At 46.2% G+C, this 24,293-nt stretch carries 21 protein-coding genes; 7 read left to right on the top strand and 14 right to left on the bottom strand.

What is annotated here, in order from left to right; all coding sequences use genetic code 11:
* Window positions 1–11: 11 nt before the first annotated feature.
* The 9 genes from cyoE to BUR42_RS22425 form a co-directional block, all read right to left on the bottom strand.
* A complete protein-coding gene (gene cyoE / locus BUR42_RS22465) occupies window positions 12–893 on the bottom strand; it encodes a heme o synthase (RefSeq protein WP_234979780.1) in 882 nt (293 codons plus the stop codon).
* A gap of 68 nt (window positions 894–961) precedes the next feature.
* The gene (locus tag BUR42_RS22460; protein WP_074241828.1) at window positions 962–2,788 is read right to left on the bottom strand and encodes a cytochrome c oxidase subunit I; all 1,827 of its coding nucleotides are present in this window, start codon (window positions 2,786–2,788) and stop codon (window positions 962–964) included.
* 98 nt (window positions 2,789–2,886) lie between these two features.
* Window positions 2,887–3,924, bottom strand: a complete 1,038-nt coding sequence (locus tag BUR42_RS22455; protein WP_074241827.1) for a cytochrome c oxidase subunit II — start codon at window positions 3,922–3,924, stop codon at window positions 2,887–2,889.
* Window positions 3,925–3,988: 64 nt separating this feature from the next.
* Entirely contained in the window at window positions 3,989–5,188 is a 1,200-nt protein-coding gene (locus BUR42_RS22450; RefSeq protein ID WP_074241826.1) for a quinol:cytochrome C oxidoreductase, read from the bottom strand.
* A gap of 46 nt (window positions 5,189–5,234) precedes the next feature.
* The gene (locus BUR42_RS22445; RefSeq protein WP_074241825.1) at window positions 5,235–5,864 is read right to left on the bottom strand and encodes a c-type cytochrome; all 630 of its coding nucleotides are present in this window, start codon (window positions 5,862–5,864) and stop codon (window positions 5,235–5,237) included.
* Between the two features lie 35 nt (window positions 5,865–5,899).
* Window positions 5,900–6,493 carry a DUF3341 domain-containing protein gene (locus tag BUR42_RS22440; protein ID WP_074241824.1) on the bottom strand — a complete coding sequence of 198 codons (594 nt, stop codon included), beginning with the start codon at window positions 6,491–6,493 and terminating at the stop codon, window positions 5,900–5,902.
* Between the two features lie 40 nt (window positions 6,494–6,533).
* Window positions 6,534–7,967: an NrfD/PsrC family molybdoenzyme membrane anchor subunit gene (gene nrfD / locus BUR42_RS22435; protein WP_074243147.1), complete on the bottom strand. Its 1,434-nt coding sequence runs from the start codon at window positions 7,965–7,967 to the stop codon at window positions 6,534–6,536.
* A 121-nt stretch (window positions 7,968–8,088) separates the two neighbouring features.
* Window positions 8,089–11,181 carry a TAT-variant-translocated molybdopterin oxidoreductase gene (locus BUR42_RS22430; RefSeq protein ID WP_074241823.1) on the bottom strand — a complete coding sequence of 1,031 codons (3,093 nt, stop codon included), beginning with the start codon at window positions 11,179–11,181 and terminating at the stop codon, window positions 8,089–8,091.
* Between the two features lie 81 nt (window positions 11,182–11,262).
* Window positions 11,263–12,537: a c-type cytochrome gene (locus BUR42_RS22425; protein ID WP_234979778.1), complete on the bottom strand. Its 1,275-nt coding sequence runs from the start codon at window positions 12,535–12,537 to the stop codon at window positions 11,263–11,265.
* 502 nt (window positions 12,538–13,039) lie between these two features.
* On the opposite strand from BUR42_RS22425, the gene purN reads away from it, so the two are divergent.
* Window positions 13,040–13,606, top strand: a complete 567-nt coding sequence (gene purN, locus BUR42_RS22420) for a phosphoribosylglycinamide formyltransferase (protein WP_074241821.1) — start codon at window positions 13,040–13,042, stop codon at window positions 13,604–13,606.
* Between the two features lie 56 nt (window positions 13,607–13,662).
* Window positions 13,663–14,325 carry a hypothetical protein gene (locus BUR42_RS22415; protein ID WP_074241820.1) on the top strand — a complete coding sequence of 221 codons (663 nt, stop codon included), beginning with the start codon at window positions 13,663–13,665 and terminating at the stop codon, window positions 14,323–14,325.
* Here BUR42_RS22415 and BUR42_RS22410 read toward each other — a convergent pair.
* From BUR42_RS22410 to BUR42_RS22400, 3 genes are read right to left on the bottom strand one after another with little or no spacing between them, the layout of a single operon-like run.
* The gene (locus BUR42_RS22410) at window positions 14,320–16,590 is read right to left on the bottom strand and encodes a TonB-dependent receptor (RefSeq protein ID WP_074241819.1); all 2,271 of its coding nucleotides are present in this window, start codon (window positions 16,588–16,590) and stop codon (window positions 14,320–14,322) included. The two genes, BUR42_RS22415 and BUR42_RS22410, sit on opposite strands and share 6 nt — an antisense overlap.
* Before the next feature lie 59 nt (window positions 16,591–16,649).
* The gene (locus tag BUR42_RS22405) at window positions 16,650–17,813 is read right to left on the bottom strand and encodes a GTP-binding protein (protein ID WP_074241818.1); all 1,164 of its coding nucleotides are present in this window, start codon (window positions 17,811–17,813) and stop codon (window positions 16,650–16,652) included.
* The gene (locus tag BUR42_RS22400; RefSeq protein WP_084185761.1) at window positions 17,810–18,226 is read right to left on the bottom strand and encodes a MerC domain-containing protein; all 417 of its coding nucleotides are present in this window, start codon (window positions 18,224–18,226) and stop codon (window positions 17,810–17,812) included. Before BUR42_RS22400 ends, BUR42_RS22405 begins: the two co-directional genes overlap by 4 nt.
* A 152-nt stretch (window positions 18,227–18,378) precedes the next feature.
* Between BUR42_RS22400 and BUR42_RS22395 the strand changes: the two genes are divergently transcribed.
* Genes BUR42_RS22395 through BUR42_RS22375 form a run of 5 tightly spaced genes read left to right on the top strand, consistent with a single transcriptional unit; the run spans window position 18,379 to window position 21,865 of the window.
* Entirely contained in the window at window positions 18,379–18,990 is a 612-nt protein-coding gene (locus BUR42_RS22395; protein ID WP_074241817.1) for an ABC transporter ATP-binding protein, read from the top strand.
* Entirely contained in the window at window positions 18,987–20,189 is a 1,203-nt protein-coding gene (locus tag BUR42_RS22390; protein WP_074241816.1) for an ABC transporter permease, read from the top strand. Before BUR42_RS22395 ends, BUR42_RS22390 begins: the two co-directional genes overlap by 4 nt.
* Window positions 20,182–20,742 (top strand): hypothetical protein, encoded by a 561-nt coding sequence (locus BUR42_RS22385; RefSeq protein ID WP_074241815.1) that lies wholly within the window; start codon window positions 20,182–20,184, stop codon window positions 20,740–20,742. Before BUR42_RS22390 ends, BUR42_RS22385 begins: the two co-directional genes overlap by 8 nt.
* Window positions 20,743–20,799: 57 nt before the next feature.
* Window positions 20,800–21,426: an SCO family protein gene (locus BUR42_RS22380; protein WP_074241814.1), complete on the top strand. Its 627-nt coding sequence runs from the start codon at window positions 20,800–20,802 to the stop codon at window positions 21,424–21,426.
* Between the two features lie 10 nt (window positions 21,427–21,436).
* The gene (locus BUR42_RS22375; RefSeq protein WP_074243145.1) at window positions 21,437–21,865 is read left to right on the top strand and encodes a Fur family transcriptional regulator; all 429 of its coding nucleotides are present in this window, start codon (window positions 21,437–21,439) and stop codon (window positions 21,863–21,865) included.
* A 3-nt stretch (window positions 21,866–21,868) separates the two neighbouring features.
* Here the strand turns inward: BUR42_RS22375 and BUR42_RS22370 are convergent, their stop codons facing one another.
* Together BUR42_RS22370 and BUR42_RS22365 are read right to left on the bottom strand one after the other, a co-directional pair.
* Window positions 21,869–22,531, bottom strand: a complete 663-nt coding sequence (locus tag BUR42_RS22370; protein ID WP_074241813.1) for a DUF6624 domain-containing protein — start codon at window positions 22,529–22,531, stop codon at window positions 21,869–21,871.
* The gene (locus tag BUR42_RS22365; protein WP_074241812.1) at window positions 22,528–24,246 is read right to left on the bottom strand and encodes a M3 family oligoendopeptidase; all 1,719 of its coding nucleotides are present in this window, start codon (window positions 24,244–24,246) and stop codon (window positions 22,528–22,530) included. The genes BUR42_RS22370 and BUR42_RS22365 overlap by 4 nt, the downstream gene beginning before the upstream one ends.
* Window positions 24,247–24,293: the final 47 nt, after the last annotated feature.

The raw sequence follows: 24,293 nt of genomic DNA, 5'->3' as shown, positions 1-24,293 counted from the left end.
AATCATTTCCCTCACAAATTTACTTTATCAAACAACAACCCCAGCAATATCACTGCCAGGTAAATGTATGATCCAAACATCAGTTTGCGGGCAGACGGCACGTCACATTTCCGGTACAGCTCAATCGCACGGTATAAATAAAAACCGCCGATCAGGATGGCCACCACTGCAGAAATAGGCCCTGTTATCTTTAACAGGTAAGGTGCTATGCCCGCAGGGATCAGTAACATGGCATACATGGCGGATTGCAATGCAATCACTTTACCCGGCCCCCTGTCTGTTGGCATCAGTTTGAAACCAGCTCTTGTATAATCAGTATGCGCTACCCAGGCTATTGCCCAGAAGTGCGGAAACTGCCACAGGAACTGTATCGCAAACAAAGCCCATCCCCCTTCAGAGAAACTGTTGGCTCCTGCCACCCAGCCGATCAATGGAGGCAAAGCTCCAGGGATAGCACCTACCAGCACTGCCAGTGAATTCCATTTCTTCCAGGGTGTGTATACAAAACCATATAACACCAGGGAAGCAAGACTAACACCTGCTGCAAGCCAGTTAAAACCAAACCCCAGGATGGCAATTCCTGCCAGGCCTGTTACCAATGCCACAATACTTGCTTCTGATACAGACAATCTGCCGGCCGGAATAGGCCTTGTAGCCGTACGGGCCATCAGCTTGTCTGTGTCTTTTTCCAGTATCTGGTTGATAGTGTTGGCAGAACCGGATACCAGTATACCGCCCGCAAATAATAAAAGAACTTTCAGCAATTCAAATTTCACACCGGGTGCCAGTAAATACGCAACCACACAGGAGAATACCACCATGAATGTGAGTGTGAATTTCATCATCATGAAGTAATCCCTTACTCTACTCGCAATGGCGTATGATACCGACAACTTTATGGAATTTTCTTGCAACATTTTATTTCTTCACGATTTCTTATCTCCTTCGCAAATTCCTTCAACTAGTGCTTGGATTCGTCAGGTGATACAGGAACGGTTTGAGGAATGAAGTCCTTACCATCCTTGCTGTAATCATAAGCCCAACGGTGAACTTCCGGAATTTCACCAGGCCAGTTACCGTGACCGGGATTGATCGGAGTGGTCCACTCAAGGGTAGTAGCTTGCCACGGATTGGGTGTGGTGAGCTTACGGCCTTTGAATATGCTATAGAAGAAGTTGAAAACGAATAACAGTTGTGTAGCAAACACGATGATCACCACAAAGCTGATGAATTCATTCAGCCCGCCGAACATGTTGAAAGACGTCCAGTTAGAGTAATCGAAGTAACGGCGTGGCATACCTGCCATACCCATGTAGTGCATTGGCCAGAAGATGAGGTAAGCACCTACGAGCGTGATCCAGAAGTGGATAAAGCCCAGTGTTTGGTTCATATAACGGCCGTACAATTTAGGGAACCAATGGTAGATACCGGCAAACATACCGAAGAATGCAGACACACCCATTACAATGTGGAAGTGTGCAATTACAAACATCGTATCATGCAGGTGAATGTCTATCGCGGAGTTACCTAACCAGATACCTGTTAAACCACCAGAGATGAACGTGCTCACAAAACCGATAGAGAACAGGGAAGCAGGTGTGAACCTGATATTCCCGCGCCAGATGGTAGTGATCCAGTTGAACACCTTGATGGCGGAAGGTACCGCAATCAGTAATGTTAAGAGTACGAAGAAGGCCCCTAAGAACGGATTCAACCCTGTTACGAACATGTGGTGCGCCCATACGAGGAAGGCCAGCAAAGTGATCGCAAAGATAGAACCCACCATCGCCAGGTAACCGAAGATCGGTTTCCGGGAATTCACCGCCAGGATCTCAGATACCATACCCATCGCAGGGAGGATAATGATATACACCTCAGGGTGACCAAGGAACCAGAACAAGTGTTGATAGAGGATAGCAGAACCACCTTCATTAGGTAATACTTTACCCGCTACAAAGATCTCGCTCAGGTAGAAGCTGGTACCACCATGACGGTCGAACAGCAACAGTACGAAACCACTCAGTAACACGGGGAAAGACAATACACCAAGCACAGCGGTGAAGAAGAACGCCCAGATAGTAAGCGGCATCTTGGTCATGCTCATGCCTTTCGTACGCATGTTCAGGATAGTGGAAATATAGTTAAGGGAACCTAACAGGGATGATACAACGAAGATCGCCATACTCATCAGCCAGAGGTCCATACCAATTTTAGAACCTATAGAAGCATCGCCCAATGCACTCAATGGAGGATAAGACGTCCATCCACCGGAAGCAGGACCAGTTTGCACAAACAGGGAAGCCATCATCAGGCAGCTGGCCAGGAAGAAGAACCAGTAGCTGAGCATGTTCATAAACGGAGAAGCCATATCGCGCGCACCTACCTGCAATGGAATAAGCAGGTTGGAGAAGGTACCGCTAAGGCCCGCTGTTAATACAAAGAATACAAGGATGGTACCGTGCATGGTCACCAGCGCATAATACGCTTCAGGCGTGATCCTGCCACCTTCGGCCCAATGACCCAGGATGCTTTCCAGCCAGGGGAAAGTAGCATCAGGATAACCCAGTTGCAAACGGAACAATACAGAGAAAAATGCACCAATGATGGCCCAGATAATACCCGTAATGAGGAATTGCTTTGCAATCATCTTATGGTCCATGCTGAAAACATACTTCGAGATGAATGTTTCCTCATGATGATGGTCGTGACCATCATGGCCATTACCATGCCCATGCTCCACACCGTGATGCATTAAATCCTGATTGTGCAATGTTGCTTCGTTACTCATAATAAGTTCTGTTTATGATCAGCCGGTAAACGGGGCAGGCTCCCGGCCATTTCTTTAATTTTTTACTCCTTCAAAAATCAATCTAAAGTCCTCACAAATTAATGCGCCTGTGCTACCGTTTTTGTTGAATCTGCGGCCGCAGCTGGTGCAGGTGAAGCAGCCGGAGCCGGATGCGCCTGTGCAAACTGTGTAGGCTGCGATGCAACCCAGGCATCATATTCTGCCTGTGTTTCCACGATGATATTAGCTTTCATAGAGTAGTGACCGCTACCACACATCTGGTCGCAGGACAGTTCATATACGAAATCAGGATTCCCTGTTTTCTTCCTCATTTCGGCAGTAGTATACTTTGGCGTAAACCAGAGTGTGGTTGGGATACCGGGTACTGCGTCCATTTTCAGACGGAAGTGAGGCAGACCAACGTCGTGCACCACATCGCGGGAACCAATGATCAGTTTTACATTCTTATTTACCACTACGTGCAGGTCCGGAGCAATCACATCGTCCGTATTCAGGCTGTCTGCCCAATCCTGACCTAATGGGTTTATCGCATTGTCAATCAGTTTAAAGTTCTTGCGGCCTAACTGTCCGTCTTTACCAGGATAGCGGACCACCCAGTTAAACTGTTTACCGGTTACTTCCACGATCATGGAATCTTTAGGTGCTTCTGAAGTGATACGCAACCAGTGGCGGATACCAAAAGCTACCAGGATGGTCAGTACAATCGCAGGGATCACCGTCCAGATCAATTCCAGTTTATTATTGTGCGGGAAATAGAAAGCGGTACGGCCATCTTTTTCCTGGAATTTGAATGCGAACCAGAACAGTAATATCTGTGTGATCACAAACACGATCATGGTAATGATGAAAGTTACCCTGATCAGGCTATCAATCCCATCTCCCTGAACGGAAGCAGATTCACCCAACATCCTGCCTTCGAAAAGATCATGACACCACCACACCCCAATCAATCCCAACACCAGGAATACGATCATCAGGAAACCGTTAATGCGGTTGGATTGCTCGCGCGATTTCTTTTCACCTTTCAGAATGGACACATATTCGCTAGCCTTCGCAATCTGGAAGATCACGACGAATATGAGAACAACTACTAAAACTGCTAAAAATCCTGACATTGCTATGAATAATAATTAAGTTATCTAATGCTATACGTTCATTCTTCTTGTGCTACGCCACGCATCAGGTGTGGTGTACGATACTTTCTTTCAGGTAAGGATGGTTCTTCGGAGCCAGTGGCGCTTTAGCCAGTTGGTTACCGGTGATCCAGATGATCAGGCCCACAAAACCGAGGCCAAGACCTAATTCATACCATGGGAAATTAAGTTCGTGTACTGTACCTGGCATTACCATTTGGAAGAAATCCAGCCAGTGACCAAAGATGATCACACCAGCCATGAAAGCTACCGTAGTATTGTTACGTTTAGGAGCACGTTTCATAAATACCAGCAACGGCGTAACGAAGTTGATGATCAGGTTCAGGAAGAAAATAGGCCTGAACGGACCCCATACGCGTGGCTGGAAGTATACTGTTTCCTCTGGCATGTTAGCATACCAGATCAGCATATACTGGGAGAACCAGAGGTAAGTCCAGAAAATGCTGAACGCAAACATGAATTTACCCAGGTCATGTAAATGCTCATCTGTTACATAAACCAGGTGACCTTTAGATTTAAGATATATTACAAACAATGCGATCAGGGACATACCGGATACAAAAGTACTGGCAAATGTATACCAGCTGTACATAGTAGAGAACCAATGCGCATCAATGCTCATTAACCAGATCCAGGGGGTGGTAGAACCAACAGACAATGCAAATACAACAATGAAACCCGCGCACCAGACTGTATTCCTCCAGAGAAGGCGTTTACCTGCTTCCGCATCCATGCTCCAGGTATCTTCTTCGAGAGACATCTTACGCAGCTTGATCGTTAATGCAGACCATAAACCAATAGTGATCACGGAAGCAATAGAAACGAAAGAAGCGTTCAGGAAAGGAGATTTATTCTCCAGGATCTCGTCGCCGTGCGGGTTCAGCCAATGGTAAATATGACCTTTGTGACCGAAGATCAGAAAACCCAACACCACAAGCAGGATACCCCCTAATACAGGAACAGCCATGGAGATAGCTTCAGGAACTCTCCTGAAACCAAGCTGCCAGCCGCCATGTGCCAGAGTGGTTACGCCAATGAAGAAAGTACTGGCCAGTGCGATCAGCAAAAAGTAAGTGCTGTTCTGCAAAATGCCAGCCCAGAAGCGGGTAGCTCCATGCTCATCATTGAACACAAATAATCCGATCAAAAAAGTCAGCAAGCCAATGCCCAAAAGCACAAAGCTGGTCGTTTTTAATCTTGCTGGTACTACAAATTGGTCCTTCATTACTGTTGTATATTAAAATACTAAGTTGAAATGCGTTTAAAACAAATTATTTCGCTGCCACTACTGTTGCTGCCGGTGCGGTTGAATCAGCAGGAGCTGCTGCAGGTGTTGCTGCGGGAGCTTTTCCACCGTTCTGCATCTGCTTGATATAACCTACCACTTTCCAGCGTTGCTCCATATCCAGCTGGCTGGCATAACTACCCATCACATTGTAACCGAAAGTGATCACATGGAAGATACGTCCTTCTGTGTAACCCATTACTTTACCGGTGAGCAGGTTAGCGGGTGCAGCCGGGTATGGACCGTCACCACCTTTATAAAGTGGTCCGTTACCATCCAGTTTCTGACCATGGCAAACACCGCAGTAGATATCATACAGGCGTTTACCTTCTTTGATACCGGCTTCGTCCAACGCCAACGGGTTCTTAACCAGGTTCGCCTGCGCCGTATCCTCTGCTTTCAGGTGATAAGGAAGCAGCGACCCTCTCTTTACAGTACCATCCACGGGTTTCAGACTGGTCAGGCGACCATTATAAAACTCGTATGCACGGGATTCGTACATATCAGGCACATAGATCTTACCGGGCTTTCTATTATGTGCTCCCTTATTACAGGCGGCCAGTAAGGCTCCACCGGCTAAAGCAGCTACAATCAGTATGTTGGAAGTCCTTTTCATCAAAATATTTATTTCTAACTGATCTTTCTTTTTGATTACGCGTTCACAGGTGTGGTACGCTGACTGAATAACTTATCTTCTCTATCGAAACGGCCCAGCCACCAGCCGGCTTCTACTTCTTGCTCATTGATCTCTTTCGCGCCAACACTGTCCAGGTAAGCTTTCACTTCCTCTGCACGTGTTTTTTCTGTCAGCTCTATCACCATCACAAACAGGTCATCGCTCTGACGGGGATGGAACACATGTTTCTTTACAAAAGGTGCCAGCTGACAGAGATACATAAAGGTCATCACCATACCTACCGCTGCAAACAATACCGTCAACTCAAAAGTGATAGGTATGAATGCCGGTAAAGGGAAGTGAGGTTTACCACCGATGTTCATCGGCCAATCTGTTGTGAATACCCAACTCATAAATGATAACGCGGTAGTTGTACCGGTAATACCATAAATGAAACCGGCAGTATGCAGGCTTGTTTCTCTCAGGCCCATGGCATGGTCCAGGCCATGCACCGGGAACGGCGTATACACATCATGAATCTTGTACCCGGCAGAGCGAACTTTCTTTACCGCCGGAAACAATACCGCCTCATCATCAAAACTGCCTACAACAAATTTTTTAACAGCCATATGGATAATATTCTATAATCCGTTAATCTAATTCAGTTCATTAGTGATGCGCCTGATCGTGCGCAAACTTATCATTGTCTTCCGTTTCGTATTTCACCATCTTCTCTTTATAGTTCTGCCCGGAAGTTTTCAGCACGTGCTTGATCTCAGCAACTGCAATAACCGGGAAGTATTTAGCAAAGAGGAAGTAACAGGTGAAGAACAGGCCGAACGTTCCAAGGTAGAAACCAACCTCAGGCCAGGATGGACGATAGTAGCCCCAGCTGGATGGAAGGTAATCGCGGTACAGTGAAGTACAGATGATCACAAAACGCTCAAACCACATACCGATGTTCACAATGATAGACATGATAAAGGTAACCATGATATTCCTTCTCATTTTCCTGAACCAGAACACCTGCGGAGACAGTACGTTACAGGTCATCATGATCCAGTAGCTCCAGCCCAGGGGACCTGCGGCGCGGAACTTATAGAAGGTATCAAATTCATACCGGCTACCTGAATACCAGGCCATGAATAATTCTGTGAGGTAAGCTACACCCACGATAGAACCCGTCAGTACAATTACTTTGTTCATCGCCTCAATGTGGCCCATCGTAATGTAATCTTCCAGGCCCAGGATCTTACGTGTGATGATCAGCAGTGTCTGTACCATCGCAAATCCTGAGAAGATCGCACCCGCAACGAAGTAAGGCGGGAAGATGGTGGTGTGCCATCCCGGAATTACTGAAGTAGCAAAGTCGAAGGATACAATGGTGTGTACGGAAAGTACCAGCGGAGTGGACAAACCGGCTAACACCAGGGATAATGCTTCGTGGCGTTGCCAGTGTTTGGTGGAACCCGTCCAGCCAAAAGAAGCAATACCATATAAATATTTACGCAGTTTAGTTTTAGCTCTGTCCCGTACAGTTGCAAAGTCAGGCAAAAGACCTGAGTACCAGAACAACAGGGAAACGGTGAAGTACGTAGAGATCGCAAACACGTCCCACAAGAGTGGTGAGTTAAAGTTCACCCATAAAGGACCACGGGTGTTAGGGTAAGGGAGTACAAAGAAGGCCATCCAAACACGACCCATGTGCCAGATCGGGAATTGTCCCGCACACATTACCGCAAAGATGGTCATTGCTTCCGCCGCGCGGTTAACCCCTGTACGCCAACCCTGGCGGAATAGCAAAAGGATCGCGGAGATCAGCGTACCGGCATGACCGATACCTACCCACCAAACGAAGTTGGTGATATCCCAACCCCATCCAATTGTTTTGTTCAGGTTCCAAACCCCTGTTCCCCAGTATACTTCCCAGGTTACAGAGAAAACCCCAAACAGCAGCAGCAAAACGGAAATAGTTAAACCGACATACCACAGCTTGCCAGGCTTGGCTTCAATAGGCCCGATAATATCCTCCGTTACCTGGTGATAATCCTTAACCCCATCTACTAAAGGTTCTCTCAGTGTGGATTCGTACTTCAAATGCATAGTAGTATTTTGAGCTTTGCTCACCCCACCCTTTCAGATGGAGCTACGTTGTTTCAAAACTTAAAACTGATTCTTTACCAATTCTATTTTTTCGACTCAGCTCCGTTGCCGGAACTGTTACTTAATGATGAGCTTTTTCTTCTTTATGTTCTGCTTTAGCTACCGGTGCTGCATCCTTGTTACGGATCTTAGCGAGGTAGTTAATGGATGGCAGTACGTGTGTTTCTTCCAGAACATAGTACAAACGGTCTGCCTGCTCTTCATTACGAACTTTATAGATACGGCTTTCTTTATCGTTAATGTTACCGAATACGATCGCATCAGCAGCACAAGCCTGTTGACAAGCAGTACGTGCTTCTCCGTCTTTCATCGGGCGGCCAGCTTTCTTAGCAGTCAGTTTCGCATCCTGTAAACGCTGAACGCAGAAAGAACATTTTTCCATAGTACCACGGCTACGAACAACTACATCCGGGTTCAATACCATACGGGTGAGCGCGTCATTCATATCGCCGGTATCGTGCAGGTTGCCTTCAATGCTGTCCGCACCGTTCCAGTCTCTCCAGTTGAAGCGACGAACTTTATAAGGACAGTTGTTAGCACAGTAACGTGTACCGATGCAACGATTGTAAGCCATTTGGTTAATACCTTCAGAACTGTGGTTGGTAGCAGCTACCGGGCAAACGTTCTCACATGGAGCGTTATCACAGTGTTGGCAAAGCATCGGCTGGAACACTACTTCAGGATTGTTTTCATCACCACTGAAATAACGGTCGATACGCAGCCAGTGCATTTCGTGCGCCAATACCACTTGTTCTTTACCTACCACACCCACGTTATTCTCAGCTGTACAAGCTACCACACAGGCGCCGCAACCAAAACAGGTGTTCAGGTCTATGGACATACCCCATTTGATACCAGGATAACTGTGCTCAGGATACAGCGTGGCATCTTTACGGAAGTCTTTTCCATAATGGTCCAGCTCGTGGCGGTCTTCATTCACCTCTTTAGGATTCCTGATGAATTCTTCGAGGGTAGTTTCTTTTACGATCGGGCGGCCTTCGTAGCTGTTATGCGTTTGAGTAAGACCGATCGGATATTTTCTGCCAGCAGCAACGGCTGTTGCTTCTGTGGAATAGTAATCAAATGTTTGTCCGTTAGAAGAAACGAAAGGATAAGCATTCTGACCAACTTCGCCGGCAGCTTTACCAATGAATTCTTTCTTTCCACGGCCGTAACCAACTGCAATCGCAATCACATCAGGATGGATACCCGGAACGATCAGCAAAGGCAATTCTTTTTCTACACCATTCGCTTTGATCTTCAATACTTGTTTCTCTGCGTTGATCTCATAATCATCGCCCAGTTCAGTAGAGAATGTTTTTGCGAGGGTGTTGGAGATACATGCGTAGTTATCCCAGGTAGAACGGGTGATCGGATCAGGCATTTCCTGCAACCATGGGTTGTTGGCTTCCCTACCGTTACCTATCGCTACTTTTTCATACAGTACCAGCTCCAGCTTACCGCCTTTTTTGGCACTGCTGATCTTGGCAGCAGCAGCAGCAATATCACCGGCAAAAGTAGCACCAGCTAAAGCGGCACCAGCTTGTGGTTCAATGATACCGTCCTGCAGGGCTTTATCCCATGCTTCCTGTGAACCCAGTTTACCGATCCATTCTGCTTTCAGGTAATCTTCCCATGCAGTAGTGTTGCCACTCCAGTTCAGGAGAGATGACTGGAAAGCGCGGGTTTTGAACAGCGGAGCAATGGTTGGCTGAATAAAGCCATAGTAACCAGTGCGGCCTTCTGCATCTCCCCAGCTTTCAAGGAAGTGATGATCAGGAACAATATATTTACAGAGCTCTGTTGTTTCGTCGTAACGTTCGTTGAAGGATACAGAAACCGGAACTTTAGCTAACCCTTCAGCAAATTTCTTCGCATCATAGTAGCTGTAAGCAGGGTTTGCACCGTAGATCAGCAATGCGCCAACACTACCGGCATTCATATCATTCACCAGTTGGGTGAACTCACTGTCAATACCCTGGCGGTAGTTACTGGTCACTGCCCAGTCGATGGTAGTACCGTTAGAACCTGCGAGGTTATTGATAGCGTTTACAATGATCTGTACATTCACGTCGTTGGAACCGGATACCACGAGGGATTTACCGGGATTCGCCTGGATAGCTTTGGCAGCTTTGGCGATAGCGTCTTTCAGCTTAGCATCAGCCAGTGCAGGAGCAGTAACTGATCCACCCAATGCAGCCAGCAGGTTTAATGCTACGGCACCGGTTTCGGAAGGACGGTGTGTGAACCTTTCATCAGCATTTGCACCGGTAAGGCTCATCATGCTTTCGAAATGGAAATGTTTGCTCATTTCCGGGTTCTTTGCATTGATCTTACGGTTAGTACCGTACTGACGGGAGTATTCAGAAGGATTCAGCCAGGTACCGAGGAAATCGGCATTCAGGCTTACAATCACTTTTGCATTTTCAAAATGGTAAGAAGGCAGTGTTCTTTTTCCGTAAGAAGCTTCATTCGCTTGCAACATACCGGAGTAAGAAACTGCATCGTAGGTAACGTGACGGGAGCCGGGGTATTTAGCCAGGAACTCACCGATCAGTTTTTTAGTGGTAGGGCTGATGATAGTGGTAGACAGTAAAACAACAGGTTTACCGGCAATCGCTGCGCTCACCTGTTTGTCCAGCTCAGCATAAGTGAGCTCTGCAATCCTCTTCTCCAGCTCCTCAACTTTAGGTCCTTTATTGATACCGGGATAACGGAGACGGGCAACATCATACAGGCCCAGTACTGTTCCCTGCACCCTGGCAGTGGAAGCACCACCGGTTACAGACGACATTTCGTTTCCTTCTATTTTGATCGGACGGCCTTCGCGGGTCTTAACCACTAAGGGAACGTATTCACCGTCAGTAGTATAGGCAGAAGCATAATAGTTGGGTACACCGGGCGTAATATCCTGCGGTTTATTCACGTAAGGGATGGCCTTCTTCACAGGGATATCACAACTTGCCGCGATTGTTGCAGCAGCCGTGGTAAACCCGAGGTATTTCAAGAAATCCCGGCGGGGGGTAGTAGCGTTCAGCATGCTCTCACTCTCTTCAAACGGCAGGTCTTCCCTGAATTCGTTCTTCACAGTTTCCTGATGCCCAGCTGTATTGTGCAACTCCTCCAAGCCTTTCCAATACTTTTTTTGCTCCATGTGATTATATCGAGTTACGATTTAAAAAAGTTGAGTTACGTCTTTGCCTAGTGGGCCAAGCCCCATAAGCTTCCTTATATATTAATAGTGGCACTTTTGACATTCGGTACCGCCCAGCATTTCTACAGTTACATCTTCACCGCTCAGCTTCTTGTCTTTGATATCCTGATGTAATTTTTCGAAAATGCTGTAGTAGTTGTTTTCCACGAACTGCACCTTAGTAGTACGGTGGCAATTGATACACCATCCCATAGAAAGATCAGCGAACTGATGTACTTCGTCCATGTTCTGGATCTCACCGTGGCAGGTCTGACATTGTACCTGGCCGGCTTTTACGTGTTGAGAGTGGTTGAAGTAAACGTGGTCGGGCAGGTTGTGGATCTTAGTCCATTCGATAGGCTGACCTGGTTTAGTGTATTTACCGGCAGCTGCGTCCCAGCCAACGTGGTCGTATAATTTCTGGATTTCTGCAGTACCATTTACTTTCTTTCCTTCTGCAGTGAACAGGTCCGGACCAGTATACTCACTGATAGCCTTGTGACAGTTCATACAAACATTCTCAGATGGGATCATCGCATGTTTGCTCTTTTCTGCGGAAGAGTGGCAATACAAACAGTTGATCTGGTTGATGCCTGCGTGTACTTTGTGGGAGTAGAAGATCGGTTGCTCCGGCATATAGTCCTGCTGACGGCCCAGGCCAATAGCGCCCTGGATAGTGAAATAACCGCCGACTACGAACAATAATATAATGCAAAGCGCGATGTATGCTTTATTCTTATAGAAAGGAACAGGTTCAGGATTATCATGACCTTCTTTTTCAGAAGCCAGTTTGTTCAGGTTACTGTTGATCTGCATCAGTATCACCGCTACAATAGCAAGGATCAGGGTGATAATACCAAAGAGGAGGCTGTTACCGCCATCTTCTTTAGAAGCTGCTGCAGTTCCGGGATCTGTTTTTGCAGATCCGCCTGCACCAGGAGCGGGAACTGAATTCACATAAGCGAGGATGTTATCAATATCTTCATCCTTCAGGGCCGGGAACGGCGTCATCTGAAGTTTGTTGTATTGAAGGAAGAGATCATTGGCGTACTTGTCGCCACTGGCAATAACTGCCGAAGAGTTACGGATCCAGCTGTGAAGAAGTTTCTTATCAGCCCACCGATCTTCAACTCCTGCCAGCGCAGGGCCGGTTACTTTCTTGTGAACGGCGTGACAAGAAGCACAATTCTGCTGAAATAGCGTCTTACCTGCACCAGGATCTGCTGCCCCAGCTGCGGAAAATGAACTAACAAGTCCCACGCATAGGATAAGAACACTCACAAATTGCTTACGCAAACGAATGGAAACACGATACACAGCCTATTATTTAGATTTGACCTAAGGTTTCTTTAAAAGTGCTCGCAAAAATAAGACAGAATGTTGACAATTTACCAACAATTAAAAAAAAGTTGCCCTTGTTTTGAAAACACTTTTTATATATTATCCGCGAGGCCTGCGCCCGCGAAAATGCTTTGCTGTAGCTGATTGTAGTAGTACCTTACCCCGCCTGCCCTCACATCACGTTATAAATTCCTGATAAAAATCATATTTCCAAAATGAAGCGGTCCGCGCGATAACTATGATACTATTTTTGCATTGGGAGAAATGCCGGTTGAAATGAAAATTGCCTTACTCACCTTATAACCCATAAACAAGTTATAATAATAAAGGTTGCGATCGCATGATTTTAGTCATTCCCATTAAATGATAATCATCAACTTGCGACCCTTTGGAGCCCACACTCCCTAAATTTAATAAAAAAAGACCTGATTCATAAAGTCTTATCTGCCTATTTTTGCAGCTTATTAAACAACCGGGCTTGAAAAATATCGCCATATTCGCATCAGGGGCAGGCAGTAATGCACAAAAGATCATAGACCATTTCAGGGGCTCCAGCCTGGCTAAAGTCACGCTCATCCTGTCTAACAAGGCTGAGGCCGGTATCTTTAAGATAGCGGAAAGGGAACAGATCCCCGCTATATTAATAGATAAAGAACAATTCTTCCGGGGAGACACTTACATTAAGTTACTGGAGGAGGCAAAGACGGACCTCGTGGTATTGGCCGGTTTTTTATGGAAGGTACCTGCTAACCTGGTCACCGCCTTCCCCAACCGTATCATTAATATACATCCTGCCCTTTTACCCAAATTCGGAGGAAAAGGTATGTACGGTCATTTTGTGCATGAAGCAGTATTGGCCGCCGGGGAAAAAGAAAGTGGTATCACCATCCACTATGTGAATGAAAAATATGACGATGGCGGTGTGATCCTCCAGGAAAAATGTATCATTACAGAAGAGGATACCCCGGAAAGCCTGGCACGTAAGGTACAGGTGCTGGAACACAAATGGTTTCCCCTAATTGTGGAACGATTATTGACACAATAATTTCCGTAGATAACGGCTCATCTATCCGTCTGTTTCTACTTCAACTTACAGTTGTTATGAAAAGAATATTACCCTTTGTTCTGCTGTTCTCCGCTATCTGCCTATCAAGCAACGCCCAGGAAACCGAAAAGAAATTCCGTAAACGCACGTACCTGAAAGTAAATCCAACTACGATCATCAGTTCGCTGGACATCTACCTGGAACAGGACCTGACGGAAAAACTCAGCCTGGAACTAGGCGTGTCCGGTATCTATACGGATTACCCGGATTATGTTTTCATGAAAAGGATAGATGTTGGCCAAAGAAAACCCGGCCTGAGTACGGAACAATATGTGGAAGGCCGTGGATTAGGATTCAGGGCCGGTATGAAATGGTACCTTTTCCGCCAGACCTCTGAGAACACCGCAAGGGGTACTTACTTTGAACCCGTGTTATTCTATAAGAAAGTATTCTATCCCAACGAAGACCAGCTGCTCAATGGCCAGGTCTATAAAAATGAAGGTGATAAAAATGTATATGGCATCCAGTTACTGCTGGGCCGCCAGGTAAAGCGGGACAAATTCATCCTCGATCCTTACCTGGGCATAGGCATCCGCAGCAAAGTATATAACTACACCAACTATACCCTTGTTGGTAATTCCGTTAATGCAGACCAGACGGAACTGGTGAATGTTCTACCCAGCATTCACCTGGGTATTAAAGTAGGATTCAGCTTATAATTTAGTGAACCGTACACCCAGGAATCCGCGGATCCCCTGGTTGGGCGCAAACACATAACTGGGGTCAAAGGTAAGCCTGTCAGGATTCTCTGCTGTAGGCATCACCGTACCATCCGGGTTATAGACCACCTTTTTGTCAAAAGGATCATGTGAACGTGCAATAGAATTCTTCGGCGGCGTATAGTTCAACAGGTTCTTCACTCCACCATAGATCTCCCAGCCTTTCTTAAACTTCTTCGTCAGCTGAATATTCTGAATGCTCCAGTAAGGAGAAGTAGCAGGGCGCGGATCATATTCACTTTGCAGCGGCAATAACATCGGCCCGTAAATATTACCTGTATAATCGATACTGATACCGGAACGGCGGAAAGAATAGGAAGCAGACCAGGTACCGGAGAATTTTTCTGTTAACTTAGGCCGTACCTTTTCCGTTCCAGTCTTCTCATATACATCCACAAACGTTACACCCGCTATTAGTTTCAGGGGGAAGTTAAACATCAGGTCTGCATTCAGGCTAAAACCTTTGGAAATAGCATAACCCTTCAGGTTATCATATAAGATGGTATCCGGTTTATCATAATTCGGGAGGATCTTGTTGGAAAAGTAAGTATAAAAGGCCGTGGCGTCCAGGGTCAGGAAAGCATTGTTCAACGGCACCTTCTTCGTATAGTTCAGGTTAGCATTCCAGCTTTGTTCAGGTTTCAGGGCAGACTGGATCACTACTTCCCTTGCACCCGTCAGCGCCGCATGGTCTTCCGTGAAAATGGATACCACCCTGTAACCTGTTCCCGCATTCAATCTCAATACATTGCGATAGTTGGGCGTCCATTTATAAGCCAGGCGTGGTGTGAAAATGTTGCCATGAATAGAGTTATGATCATAACGCATACCCAGCAATAAAGTGTGGCTGCTGTTAAACCTCAGTTCATCCTGTAAGAACAGCCCTGGCAGAAAAGTACGCTCTGGTTTATTTGTTGAGGAGGCACCTTCTTTCAAAGCCGTCACTACCGTATTATCATCATAAAAAGTATACCGCAGCGGCAAACCTGCTAACAGGTTATGTTTGCCCACTTCCTTATCCCAGGTAAGCTGCGCAAAAGAAATAGTCTGCTGCGCCAGGAATACGGTTTTACCGTATACAGAATTCTGATCATGATAATTGAAAGATCCCTGCAGCATCAGATGCTCCTTCGCAGGCAATTGATATTGCCCGATCACCTCAGCACGACTGGTAAAAATGCTTTCCCCATACACGCTGTCCGTTCCCCTCCAGTGTTTATTCCATCGCATTTCTCCTCCCCATCTGTCTTCATAGAAATAACGCGCTGCAATCGTTGCTACCCTGTTGTTCTTACGGGAAAAGTTCCACTTGTTAAAAACAGAGATCCGGTGCTGCAATGTTACATCTGTGAAACCATCGCCATTTTTATCAATAGGATGCTGATAGTTAAAATAGTTCACCCCGAATAATGCCTGTGCCTTCTTTCCTGCATTCACACGTAAACCAAGATCAACGCTGTATTCCTGCCAGCCGGTAGCCATCACGTCGGCCGTAAATTTGGGAGCGGTAGCAGGGGATTTGGTGATGATATTAATAAGTCCGGCTACTGCTTCAGAACCATACAAAGTAGATGCGGGGCCTTTTACGATCTCTACTCTCTCTACCAGGCTGTTAGGAATACCGGATAAACCATACACAGTGGATAACGCACTTACAATAGGCATTCCGTCAATCATCACCATGGTGTAAGGTCCTTCCAGTCCATTGATATGAATGTCCCCGGTATTGCACACATTACAGTTCAGCTGCGGGCGTACGCCATTCACATTCTGTAGTGCATCGAAAATGCTGGGAGTGGGGTTCCTTTTAAAGAATACAGGAGAATATACTTCTACGGGTACAGGGCTTTCCATTTTGGATACCGCTCTTAATGTACCACTTACTACTACTTCGTTCAGATTGGAAGATGTGGGTGTTAAACGGATAGTGGTTTCCGTGATGCCGGAAGCTTTGATCTGCACAGGCTGTACATACGTAATATATCCTACAGCGCTCACCTGTAAAATATGCCTGCCGGGTGCAACGCCTTTCAGATCAAATTCTCCTGCTTCGTTTGTAACAACTCCCTGCTTTAAGTCTTTAAAACCAATGCTTGCAAATGGCACAGGTTTATCTTCTGATGTAATGGTCCCTTTTAAACGCCCTTGTGCAAATAATTCAGTTGCCTGGAACAGCAATATAGTTAGGATAAACTTGTAGGTCATATGGCAAATTTAAAATTCAAATCCATATTTGTCTAAACTTATTTTTAGTCTAGTCTAAATTAAAGGTTCGGAAATGGATCATTAAACTGCTCTCCGTACATCCAGGCCTTGATTTCCAGGTCATTGCATAAACATGCATCCAGTTCCTGTATGATCAGATCTTTCCTAAGGTCCTGCCCGATGATCACTAATTCATTATGGCGGTCTGCAAAAACGGGATGCCATCGTTGCTCAATGAATGCAGCTGTAGCTGTATCCAGCTGCCACATTTCTTTTGGGATAGCGCACCACCAGAGTCCGGCCCTATCTGCCATTAAAGATGCTCCTGCCTGGCTCCAGTTAATAGCAATGTCTGGCCTGGAAGCGATCCAGCATAAACCTTTGCTGCGGATCACACCGGCAGGCCATTGATGTTGAATGTAATCCCAGAAGCGTTCAGGATGAAAAGGAGCACGGCTTCTGTATACAAAAGAGCTGATGCCATATTCTTCTGTTTCAGGAATATGTTCCCTTTCCAGTTCTGCTATCCAGCCTGCACTGCGGGAAGTGGTTTCAAAATCAAATAACCGGGTGTGCAGTATCTCCTGCAAAGGCACAACGGATCTTTCTGCTTCAATGATCCTTGCATCTGCATTGAGTTTCCGGAGCAAAGCTTTCATGGCATCGCGTTCTGCTGCTGTAACCAGATCGCATTTGTTGAGAATGATCACATTCGCAAATTCGATCTGCTCTGTAAGCAGGTTAACAATTGTGCGGGAATCATCCGGCACCATTTCCCTGCTGGAAAAATCGCGGTGAAAATTAAAGGCATCTACTACAGTTACCAGCGTATCCAATGTGCTGAATGTGCTGAGGTCAATGCCCAGCTGATCATCCTGGTAAGTAAAGGTCTGTGCAACCGGCAATGGTTCTGAGATACCGCTGGATTCAATCAGCAGATAATCAAAGCGGCCTTCGGCTGCAAGGCGTTGCACCTCCTGCAACAGATCTTCCCGCAAAGTGCAGCAGATACAGCCATTGCTCATCTCTACCAGTTTCTCCTCCGTATGATGCAGCACGTTTTCATTACGTACCAATTGCGCATCGATATTTACTTCGCTCATATCATTCACGATCACGGCAACACGCAGGTGCTCTTTGTTATGCAGGATGTGGTTCAGCAAGGTTGTTTTGCCCGGCCCTAAAAAGCCACTCAGTACAGTAACGGGAAGTTTCTTTCTCATAACTGATCGTTTGAGGGTTCATGTTGACAAACCTTACAGCTCTTACATTCCTTCAGGTTTTGCAGATGTGCCCATACAATTAGTCCTGCGCCGAAAGTGATCACAAAAGGTTCCCAACTTTCCGGCGCCAGGAAGTGCCCTGCCAGCAATGCCACATAACCAAACGAGAAAAGTATCAGCGGCTTTGCATGCCGGTGATGTTTCCGGTAGCCTCTGAATAAAGCTGAATAGCCCACAAGGAAAGAAAAGCCCAGCAGCGCATATTCCAGTTTTTCGTTTTCCAGTATTTCCAGCCCCAGGAGCGGCAAGCCTGCAATCAGCAGCGGTAACAACACACAGTGTACTGCACAGATAAGGGAAGCGCCGATGCCCAGTGCATCGAGGTTCCATTTAGAAAAAAGATTCATCCGCATCGCAAAAATGATTTTGTGGAGAACAAAACTAAGATACTTTTGCAACTTTGTTGCAATTAACTATAACTTTATGTAAAAATATTAGATGGGATGGGTATCTTAGCCACTTGTAAGTAGCTGAATGCAACTGTGTTGCTTTTAATTAAAGAAATATGTTATACACCAGGAATCTTGCTTATGCATATCCCAATGGCCGCACACTGCGGTTTCCGGACATGGAATGTGCGGAAGGAAATGTATTGTTGATCACAGGGGGCTCGGGAGTTGGAAAGACTACACTGCTGCATCTCCTCGCGGGTTTATTGAAACCCTCCGGCGGAGAGGTACAGGTGGCAGGAACGGCCATACAATCCTTAAAGTCCGGAGCCATGGATGCTTTCCGGGGAAAACACATCGGCATCATTTATCAGCAGTCTCACTTTATTGCAGCATTGTCTGTAAAGGAAAACCTGCTGCTTGCAAAAAAAGATCACACCAGGCTGCTGGAGCTCTCTCAAAAACTGGGCATACAGTCCCTGCTGCATAAAAAACCTACGCAACTCAGCCAGGGAGAGCAGCAGCGTGCATCTATCACACGTGCGCTGATACAATCCCCGCAATTATTACTGGCAGATGAACCCACTGCCAGTTTGGATGATGATAATTGCATAGCCGTTGCAAAGCTGCTGGCAGCACAGGCTGCAGAGCAAAAAGCAGCATTGCTGATCGTTACGCACGATAACCGCCTGAAACAACTTTTTGCCAACCATATTACACTGTCATGATCCTGCGCATTGCTTTTAAGAACCTCTTACACAAACCTTTATATGCAGTGCTGTGCTGGTTGTTACTGGCTTGCAGTACTGCGGTATTATTGCTGCTGATCACACTCAGCCGCCAGGCGAAAGAACAATTGGAGAAACAGATCGATGGTGTGGATATGGTGCTGGGTGCTAAAGGCAGTCCCTTGCAACTGATCTTATCCAGCGTATATAACATCGACGCCCCTACGGGAAATATCTACCTGGAAGAAGCACAGCGTTTTATGCAGCATCCCCTGGTGGAATCCGCTATTCCCGTTTCACTCGGAGATTCCTATATGGGCTACCGCATCATTGGTACAACGGAGGCATATCTCCAAAAATACAAGCTCCAGCCTGCTTCCGGCAAAACCTTCTCCAAAGCCATGGAAGTGGTAATAGGAGCCACTGTAGCGCAACGCAGCCAACTGAAGATCGGCAGTAAGTTTGCCGGAACACATGGCCTTGGAGAAAAAGGGCATGTACATGAAGAGCATAGTTATGTAGTAACGGGCATCCTTCCGGCTACAGGGCTTTCCGTAGATCAATTGATCCTTACGCCATTACAAAGCGTCTGGGAGATCCATGAAAAACCACATGAAGAGCACGAAGAACACGAGGAGCACGAAGCTGCCAAACAACAGATCACCGCCGTACTCATCAAATTCAAAAGCCCTTTAGCGCAATTGCAAATGCCCCGCATGGTAAATGAAAATACCAATATGCAGGCTGCTGTTCCCGCCATAGAAATAAACCGCTTACAATCACTGATGGGTTCAGGTACTGCCGTGTTACGCATTCTGGGATGGCTGTTGGCTGCACTCGCAACCTGTAGTATCTTTGTAATGCTGGTGCAGGGAACGCATGAACGCAGGTATGAACTGGCTCTCTTACGCAGCATGGGTTACGGAAGAGGAAAACTACTGGGCCTGGTATTAGCGGAAGCAGCGATATTAGGAATAACAGGTATCCTCGGCGGCTTTTTGCTGAGCCGGTTATGCGGATGGTTCCTGCAACAGGAAGTATTTTCACATTATCATTTAAATTTCTCAGGCGCATGGAAGATCACGCCGGCAGATATGATCACAGGTATGGCCATCCTGGCCGCCTGTTTGCTTGCCGCACTTTTCCCCGCCATCCGGGCTTTCCGGTTAAATATCTCTAAAACACTGGCCAATGCTTAAAATAGAAAGAATATTAGTGGTTGCCATGGCTTTTCTGCTGGTTTCCTGTTCCAATATCTCGCAATTCTGCAAACATGGGAACAGTTACCTGGGCCAGGTGCTGAGGTTCAGGCAACAGGCTAATACAGAAAGCTTACCCATGTCCACTGTCAGCTATCCGGAAGATACTGCCGTGCAAAAAGTTACCTGGAAACAGCTCTCCGATGTGATCTTCGACCGCAAATGGGATGAAAAGATGCAGATGCCTATGTTGTACCCTTCTTTTTCCCGTACTATCAAAGCCATGCATGGAAAAAATATCAGCATCAGCGGTTATGTGATCCCCGTAGATGCCAAAGGGGGTATGTATGTTCTTTCCGCCAATCCCAACAGCTCCTGCTTCTTTTGCGGAGGCGCAGGCCCTGAAACTATCATGACCCTCAAGTTCAAATCCGGCAAACCGGCTTTTGAAACGGATGACTATGTTCGTTTCCAGGGCAGGTTAAGGCTCAATGAGAAAAATATTTACGAATTATATTATAATCTGGACGATGCCATACTGGTTGGCAAGTAAATGGTGATCTGGTGAAACTGTGCTACCTTTGTATATTAGATTTAAGACGGAATTGATATGTCTAAGAAAGCGATCTTTTATATCTCCTTTTTTGTGTTGCTGAGCGTAGGGTTCATGGGGTTTGCGGGACTGATGATCAAAGAAGGTACCGGTGAATTCTTCGGAAAGGAAAAGCTCCCGGTGCTGGGCACTCCCGGCCACACGGTCCAGGGTTTCAAGTTGACCAACCAGGATGGAAAAACCATCACACAGGACAATGTTAAAGGAAAGATCTACGTGGCAGAATACTTCTTCACTACCTGTACGAATATCTGCCCCGTGATGAACAAGAATATGGAGAAAGTGTATGCAAAGTATAAGGATAATCCAAACTTCCTGATCCTCTCCCATACATCTGATCCTGATTACGATTCCATCCCCGTGTTAAAGGCGTATGCTGACAAACACGGCGCGGATGTAAAGAACTGGCTTTTTTTAACGGGTGATAAAAGGCACCTGTACAAACTGGCCCGCGAAAGTTACCTCGTAGATGATGGAAAATTTACCGGTGAAGATGACTTCATTCACACCCAGTGGTTTGCACTGGTAGACGGTGATGGCCAGATCAGGGGTTTATATGAAGGAACAAAAGATAAAGATATTGAGAAGCTGATCAAAGAAATTGACCAGCTGATGCATGAATAAATTGATTCACATGGCTGCAAAACACAAAGAACTCATTGTGCAGTTGTTGCGCTCCAGTAACCTGAGTATTACGGATACGCGTGTAAAGATCCTGGAGCTCTTTTTGAAAAGTAACGGTGCACTGGAACATGCGGATTTCGAAAAACTGAGTGGCAAGTCGTTTGACAGGGTTACCATTTACCGTACCCTGCAAACCTTCCTGGATAAAGGGATCGTACATAAAATACCTACTACAGATACTTCCGTACGATATGCCATCTGCAGATCGGAATGTAAAGAACATGAACACCACGATCACCATGTTCACTTCCGTTGCGAAGAGTGTGGTAATACATCCTGCCTGGAAGAAACAGATGTTCCGGTTATTTCATTACCCAAAGGTTATGCACTGCATAATGTGGAGGTAGTGGTAAGCGGGGTATGTAAAGAATGTAAATAAAGACTACTGCTTTTTAACCGGCTCGCTCAGGTCAGATAGTTTGTATACTTTATAGTCGATGCGCATCCTGGCCGCGTTCTCTTTAACTGTAGAAGTGAACCCAGCTTTTTTCCGGCGTTCATCCACCCCTTCCGGGTCTTTAATGGGCCAGATGATCATTCCTTTTTCGCCACTTTTAAGCGTTACCATACTGCCCTGCGTACCATAGATCTGTTCCTGGCGTTTGTACATCAGTTGCCGGTCCAGTGTCATCGCATAGAAAGGGAAATCCAGTTCGCCATTATCTGCCGCAGCTTTCAACAAAGGCATAAATTCATCTATCCTGCTGGAATGCTGGATCACACTCCAGGCAGCATAACTGGCATTCTCTCCTACGAGGCTCTTTCCCGGATAACCGTAGACCCTGATCACAGAATCTATAAAACGTATATTGGCAGAATCGATACGCACCATTTCTGCAGTCAGTACAGTGTATATTTCATCTACAGGAACATTCTTTGCTTTTGCCATGGAATCCCTGTTCAGGGATGAGCTGAATAACTTCCTCACGGCCTGATCTACTACATATACACTATCCATTGACCTGGCAAGGGCAGGCTCTTTCTGTGCAGAAACAGAAAGAGCACTAACACCTACCAATAGGATGATAGTTATGCATTTTATCATAAGATCTTATCTATTTCCTGCTGCACAAAACCCGCCAGCTCTTTTACGTATGCCGGAGAGAAATCGAATTTGATCCCCGCAGCTGTATAGAGCTCTCTCAATGTTTTTGTATAACCAAGGCCCAGTGCTTTCTCATAATTGTCCAGGGCCTGTTTCGGATTTTCTTTGTATTGCTTCCACATGGCAATAGCACCTAATTGTGCAATACCGTATTCAATATAATAGAAAGGTACTTCGAATAAGTGCAGCTGCCTTTGCCAGTTGTTGGCGCGGTACGTTTCATGTCCGCTCCAGTCAATATTACCGGGAGAGAATTCATCCATGATCTTCACCCATTCAGCTGTACGTTCTGCCACGGTATGTTGGGGATGTTCATAGATCCAGTGCTGGAATTTATCAATGATAGCTATCCAGGGGAAGATGGTGATGGCCCGTTCCAGTTGTTGCAATTTGGCACGGCGCAATTCATCCGGGTTATCGAAGAAAATATCCCAATGGTCCATACTGAACAGTTCCATGCTCATGCTGGCTACTTCCGCAATCTCCATCGGGTATTCCTTAAAGGCACTGAGGGAAAGATGATGGCTCAGAAAAGAATGAATAGCATGCCCACCTTCATGTACCATAGTGGTCAGGTCTTTCATTTGCCCTGCTGCATTCATGAAAATGAAGGGCACGCCGGTTTCTGCAAGCGGACAATTATATCCGCCAGGGGCTTTATTCTTACGGCTATCCAGGTCAAGGCGGCCCAGGTCTTTCATCACCTGCAGGCACTCTCCAAAGAAAGGACGCAGTTGTGTAAAACATTCAATGGATTTGCCGATCATTTCTTCCCCGCTTTTGAATGGCTCCAGCGGTTTGGTACCCAATGGCTCTGCATCACTGTCCCATGGCTTCAGTACATCTAATCCCAGTTTTGTTTTTTGCCTTTCCAGGGATTGTTTCACCAATGGCAGGATGTGTTCTTTCACAGCCGCATGGAACTGGAAGCAATCTTCCTTGGTATATTCAAAACGCCCGAGTTCTTCAAACTTGTAATCACGGTAATTCGCAAAACCGGCATTCAATGCTATTTCGTGCCGTTTACCCACCAGTGTGGAATAGAGCTCGTCCAGCTTTTCTTTATCTTTCAAACGGCGGGCGGCCGTTTTGGTAAATACTTCTTCTCTTAACGCACGGTCAGGGTTCTCGAGGAACTTAGCTGCCTGTTGCAAAGTATACTCCTGTCCATTCACCTCTATGGTCATGGACCCTGAGATCACACCATACTGCTGTGCCATCACACTGAGTTCTGCCTGGATGGGCACATTCTTTTCATGGAAAAGTTTCACCTGTTTCTGCACATTGCGGAGGTAGGTGAAATACAACTGCTGGTCCAGCTGATCTTTGAATTCACTGGCCAGGAGCTTGCGGTTCAGCGCATCTGCATAAGGTTGCAGCTTAGGCTGGATCTCCATACAGAAATAAGTGAAGGCCTCTTCATATGCTTTGTTAGCTGTATCGCGCGTCATACGGATCTGCCGCCAGCAAGCGTCTTCGCTGATCACAGCTTCCACTTCGCTGATATCCTTCAGCCATTGTTCCAGGTCGGAAACACTTTGCAGCGGCCTGTTTTGCAGCGCTTCAAAATAAGGTTGTAATGCATCCCATGTTGTTACCGTAAAATCAGCTGGTAAGAAATGCCTGGGCGGTGCGGAAATATGAGCAGTTTGCATGATTCTTTCTGTTATTCGTTATTTATAAAAATAGCTAAACATAGCCA

The organism is Chitinophaga niabensis, assembly GCF_900129465.1.
Lineage (GTDB): Bacteria > Bacteroidota > Bacteroidia > Chitinophagales > Chitinophagaceae > Chitinophaga > Chitinophaga niabensis.
This window is presented reverse-complemented; position numbering and strand designations above follow the sequence as displayed.